Genomic DNA, 5,342 nt, shown 5'->3' with positions numbered 1-5,342 from the left:
GTGTCGCGTTGCGGAAGCCTCCGGGTGTGTAGTCCATCGGGCCGACCAGCATGCGCGTGTACGGCAAGGTCACGTTGTGGCTGGGGGTGGTGCGCGTGGTCATCTTGCTCCACTCGGCACCGAGCACGCCCTCCTGCGTGATGTAGTTGGGATAGGTGCGCTGCAGGCCGGCGGGCACATRGGCGCCGTGCAGGTCCAGCAGCAGCTTGCGCTTGGCGGTGGCGGCGGCAATGCGCTCGTAGAAGTCCACCACCTGCTGGTCGTCACGGTTCATGAAGTCGACCTTGACGCCCTTGATGCCCCAGCGGACGTAGGTGTCCAGCACCTCGTCCATGCGTGCGTCCACATGCGCCCAATGCGCCCACAGCATCAGGCCCACGCCCTTGGCTGCGGCGTAGCGCGCGAGTTCGGGCATGTCGATGCCCTTGGCCGGTCGCGTGATGTCGGTCTCCGGGCTGGCATCGCAGCAGCCGCTCGGGCCGGAGGCCCAGTTCGCGTCGATGAGGTAGTAGGGGAAACCGGACTCGGCGGCGAAGTCGATGAAGCGCTTGTAGGCGCCCATGTCGGGCTTCATGCCGACCAGCGGGCCGGACCACCAATCCCATGCCGCCTTGCCGGGCTTGACCCAGCTGAAGTCACCTTGCGGCGCCGGATTGAGGTTGCCGACGAGGTGCGACTCGATCAGCTTGCCGGCCTGGTCGGCCAGCATGACGGCACGCCAGGCGGTCGTCAGCCCGGCCGGCGAGACGAAGGCCGGGCCGGCGCGTCCCGGCACGCCGGACAGTTGGAGGCGCAGCGCCTCACCCTCGCGCCGCAGCGAGGCACCGGTGTAGCCCTTCAGGTTGGCCTGCGTGATGGCGTAGTGGGTGCGGCCCGACGGCGTGGCGCAGACTACCGGCACGTCGTAGGCGGCGTCGGCCTTGAATTGCGAGACCTTCAGGCGCTCGAACGCCTGCTCGTGCGAACCGTCGGTGGGCGTAACCAGGCAGGTCGGGTCGCCCGCCGGCACGAAGGCCGTGCGCTCGCCGCGCAGCTTCACCGGTCCGGTGTCTTCCAGGCGGTAGCGGAAGGCAACGCCGTCGTCGTAGGCGCGTGCATCGATGAAGAGGCGGCGGCCGGAGCCTGCCTCGCGGAAGGTGAGCGTGGCGCCGCGGTAGTGGTCGCGGGCCGTGGCCGCCTTCGTAGCGACGAGAGGAATGACGCGGTCCTCCGCGACGTCCTGGCGCGACTCCAGCGTCAACGCGCCGAGGGCTTGGCCGTCCAGATCAAGCCCCAGCGGTGAGGGAGCGATGACGGCTTCGCCATGGCGGCTGACGCTGAACTGGCCGCCGTTGTCGGCGATGCGCAGCGCGACGTGGCCATCGGGCGAGGTGATGACGGCGTCGGCCGCGTAGGCGCCCGATGCGGCCAGGGCGAGCGCGGCGATGGCGAGGTGGGTGGTGGTCTTCATGGATGTGTGAGCAGAGTTGGGGCTGGAGAGCGGTTAGCCCAGGCGTATTTCGACGGCGTGCCCGGTGTAGACCACCTCGCGCAGCGGGTTGGATTGCAGCGTCGGCACGCCGTCGCCGAGGCGGTGGATGCGCAAGCGCTTGGTCGTGCGCATGCCCGCGAAGCGCCCGTTGCGCGCCGCCAGGCGCAGCACGCCGCGCTTGTCGTCCCAGGTCATGCGGATCACGCTGAACCCGCCCTTCTCGTAGGCATAGTCCAGGCCGCTGTCCTCGTAGAGGTCGAAAGCGCCGTTGGCGCCAGGCACGACGTAGAGGTCGAGCACCTCACCGGTGGCCTCGGCGGTGGACTGCAGCACCGGCCCGAGCGGCAGGATGCTGCCCGCGCGCAGGTGCAGCGGCATGCGCTCCAGCGGCGACGCCACGTCATGCGTGCGGCCGCCCGCGCGCCGTTCTCCCGTCCAGAAATCGACCCAGCCGCCCGCAGACTGCGGCAGGTACACGGGCCAGCTCGACACGTCAGGCGCCAGCACTGGCGCCACGTGCAGGGCGCGGCCGAACATGTAGCTGTGCGCCTGGTCCAGGGCCTGCTGGTCCTGCGGGAAATCGAACACGAGCGGCCGCATGATCGGTGCGCCCTTTGCATGCACCTCGTGGGCCAGGCTGTAGAGGTAGGGCAGCAGTTGGTAGCGCAGCTCCAGATACTGGCGCGCCACCGCCTCCACCGTGTCGCCATAGCGCCAGAACTCGGTGTTGGTCATGTAGCCGTGCACGCGTTGCAGCGGCAGGAAGGTCGCGTACTGGAACCAGCGGATCAGGCGCTCGTGGTAGGCCTTGTCGGTGTACTGGCCGTCGCCCGGACGGAAGAATCCACCGGCGTCGACCGTCCAGTAGGCATAGCCGGCGGCGGCCATGTTGAGGCCCGCGGGGATCTGCCGCTTGAGCGTGTCCCAGTCGTTGCCGATGTCGCCCGACCAGGTGGCTGCCGCATGCCGTTGCTGCCCGGGGAAGGCCGAGCGCGTCATGATCATCACGCGCCGGTCAGGTGCCGCCTGGCGCTGGCCTTCGTAAACGGTACGCGTGACGTACCACGGGTAGGCCAGGCGCACGCGCTCACCACGGCCTGCGGCCGTACGCCGGCCCACCAGGTCGTCGTTCTCGGGCTCCGTCGCGTCTTGCCACCAGGCGTCGATGCCGAGCTTGAGCAGGCGTTCGCGCTGGTTGTTCCAGTAGAAGGCGGCGGCCTTGGGGTCGAAGAAGTCGATCCAGTCGGTCTGGTCGATGTAGTGACCGCCGGCTGCAGCGGCGCGGCCGAGCCCGGTGTCGCGCCCGATCTTGGCCCACACCGACAGCATGAGCCGCCCGTTCAGGCCGTGTACCTCGCGCATCATCGCGGCAGGATCGGGGTAGTGATCCTCGTCGAAGCGCATCGCGTTCCAGCCGTGGCGGCCCCAGTACTGCCAGTCCTGCACCATCACGTCGACGGGCAGCTTGCGGCGGCGGAACTCGCGCAGCGTGTCGACGATCTCTGCCGACGAACGGAAGCGTTCGCGGCAGTGGATGTAGCCATAGGCCCAGCGCGGCATCATTGGCGTGGCGCCGGAAATCTCGCGGTAGCCCTCGAACACCTCGTCCGCGCTCGGGCCGGCGATGACGATGTAGTCGATGGCATCGGCCACCGGTGAGCGCCACGTTGTGGTCGCGCGCACGGCGCCGAAGCGCAGGGAGGGAGAGTCATCCTTGTCGGCGTGGATGCGCACCTGGTGTTCGCCTGCCGGCAGCTCGACGACAAAGCCGACCGTCGGCGGCAGCCAGTGGTTCGCGATCTCGACGCAGGACTTGCCGTCGATCTCGACCGAGTGGCGCGAACCCATCGCGCGGCCGACGTCGAGGAGGAAGGCGAAGCGGCCGGCCGTTTCCGTGCGGAACGTGCCTTCAAAGCGCGTCAGGTTTCGCACGACCTGCGCATTGCCCGTGGTCGTCGTCACATCGACGACTTCGGCCTTGTTCTCGGCTTTGATGCGACCCAGCGCCACCTGCTGCTCGGGCATGTTCAGCTCGGCCATGCCGTTGTTGTGCCAGAGCAGGCCGTAGCCGCGGCTGGACAGCATGAACGGCAGGCTGATCTGCGTGTTCACCTGCGTCAGGCGGCGCGGGTGGCCGCGCAGGTCCATGGCGCCGTCCTGGAAGCAGCCGGTGCCGTAGAGCCGTTCGTCGGCGGGTGACTCGAACACCTGCTCGGCGATGAACACAGGCTCGTCGCCCAGCCGCGACGGCGTCAGCCGCCGGGTGCCTGGCGCTTCAGCGAGCAGCAAGGCGCCGTTGCGGTCGAAGAAGCGCAGCGCCCCGGTGCCGTTGTCCACCTCGCAGCGGATGGCCGGCAGTTCCAGGCGGGTCGCATCAGCGCCCGGCGTCTGCTTCATCAGGAGCTTGGCACGGCCGGGCAGCAGCGCGAGGCTTGGTGGTGGCGCCGGCGTTGAGGCCTGCGTTGAGGCCTGCGAAGGAAGGAAGCGCACTCGCAGCGCCCGGTCGCAGAGCGCGCTGATCCGCAGCGTGCCCTGGGGCGTCGTCAGCACCCATTCCGGGGCTGGCGACGGGTGCGCGCGGCGGGCCTCGGCGTTCCCCGGCGCCAGGTTGCCGGCGGCGGCGTTCGCCACGCCGGACAAGGAGGCCGTCGCGGCCGTTGCCGCCGCAGCGCCCAGTGGGGTGGCGGCAGCAGCGAGGGCGGCCCGCAACGCCTCGCGCCGGGAGAGGGTGTGCTTGGTGTATTTCATGTCATCGCTCTGGTTTTGATGGGCAAGACGGTGGGGTAGGGCGCGTTGAACATGGTCTTGCATGTCTACAAGGTCAGCGCATCCACACGCTCCGGGATCTCGCGGTCCGGCATGCCGCGCACGTCCCTGGCCGAGAAATCGCTGACGCCGCGCAGCACGAACAGCGCCGCCCCGCCGTGCCCGCGCCGCAGATTGACGGCATGGAAGCTGGCATCGCTGACATCGTCCAGCACGACCGCGGTTCGCCCCTCCGGCTTSACGTAGCCRACCTTGACGTGATGARCCTCGATGGCCTTCACATGGCGCATGTAAAACGCATACGCCGGSGCCTTGCCGAACATGCCGGGCTCCGGATATCCGTTTGCGTTTTCGGGCGGAACCACCTTGCTCCAGGCCGCATCGCCGCCGCCTTGCRTTTCTATCTGCACATTGCTGATGCGAATATCCTCGATCAGRTGCCCTTCCAGCCCGGCAATGGTGCTKGCGTGATTGACGTGCGCACCGGACACCACAAYRTTGCTGATATTGATGCGCTTGATCGTGCCCACCSGCGGCTKRTTCGGTCCGCGCAGGCGCGCGCCCAAGCGKATGAAGATCGGATCGTTCACCACGTTGCGCATGGTGATGTTGGARATCGTCAGGTCCTCGATGTGCGAACCGTCCACGCTCTCGATCGCCAGGCCSCGGCACTCGTCGAAAATGCAGTTCGTGATGGYGATGTTCTTGAAGTCRCCATTCGATTCGGTGCCCATCTTGATGCGGCCGTATCGCCCCGACCGGTATTCCGGYGCACTGCGCTTGAAGGTGCCRTCAATCASGCTGCCCTCGTCGAAATTYCCCGAYACCAGGCARTCSGATATCGTGATGTTYTCGCAGTGCTGGATGCGCCCCAGGCCGTAGCTGGCCTTGAGGCAGATCGCATCGTCCCAGGGCGTGTTCAGGCTGCAATTCGTGACGCGCACGTTGCTGCAGGCGTCGATATCCATGCCGTCGCGGTTGGTGTCGATGATCAAGTGATCGATCAGCAGATTGCTGCAGCCGGTCGCCAATATGCCGAAGTGGCCGCCATGCAGGATCGAGAAATCACGCAAGGTCACGTTGCGGCACTCGCGCAGCGCAATCG

The 5,342-nt window shown here is 67.7% G+C and carries 3 protein-coding genes; all 3 read right to left on the bottom strand.

Annotation, left to right across the window (positions count from 1 at the left end):
• A partial coding sequence (locus tag AC1DU6_RS19160; RefSeq protein WP_477858931.1) for a glycoside hydrolase family 97 catalytic domain-containing protein occupies positions 1–1,450 on the bottom strand: 1,450 nt, incomplete at its 3' end.
• A gap of 33 nt (positions 1,451–1,483) precedes the next feature.
• Positions 1,484–4,219: a glycoside hydrolase family 31 protein gene (locus tag AC1DU6_RS19155; RefSeq protein ID WP_082567628.1), complete on the bottom strand. Its 2,736-nt coding sequence runs from the start codon at positions 4,217–4,219 to the stop codon at positions 1,484–1,486.
• 65 nt (positions 4,220–4,284) lie between these two features.
• A partial coding sequence (locus AC1DU6_RS19150) for a glycoside hydrolase family 28 protein (RefSeq protein ID WP_477858929.1) occupies positions 4,285–5,342 on the bottom strand: 1,058 nt, incomplete at its 5' end.

Source organism: Roseateles sp. P5_B10 (assembly GCF_056400485.1).
The sequence above is the reverse complement of the archived record's forward strand: the minus strand, read 5'-3'. Positions and strand labels throughout refer to the sequence as shown.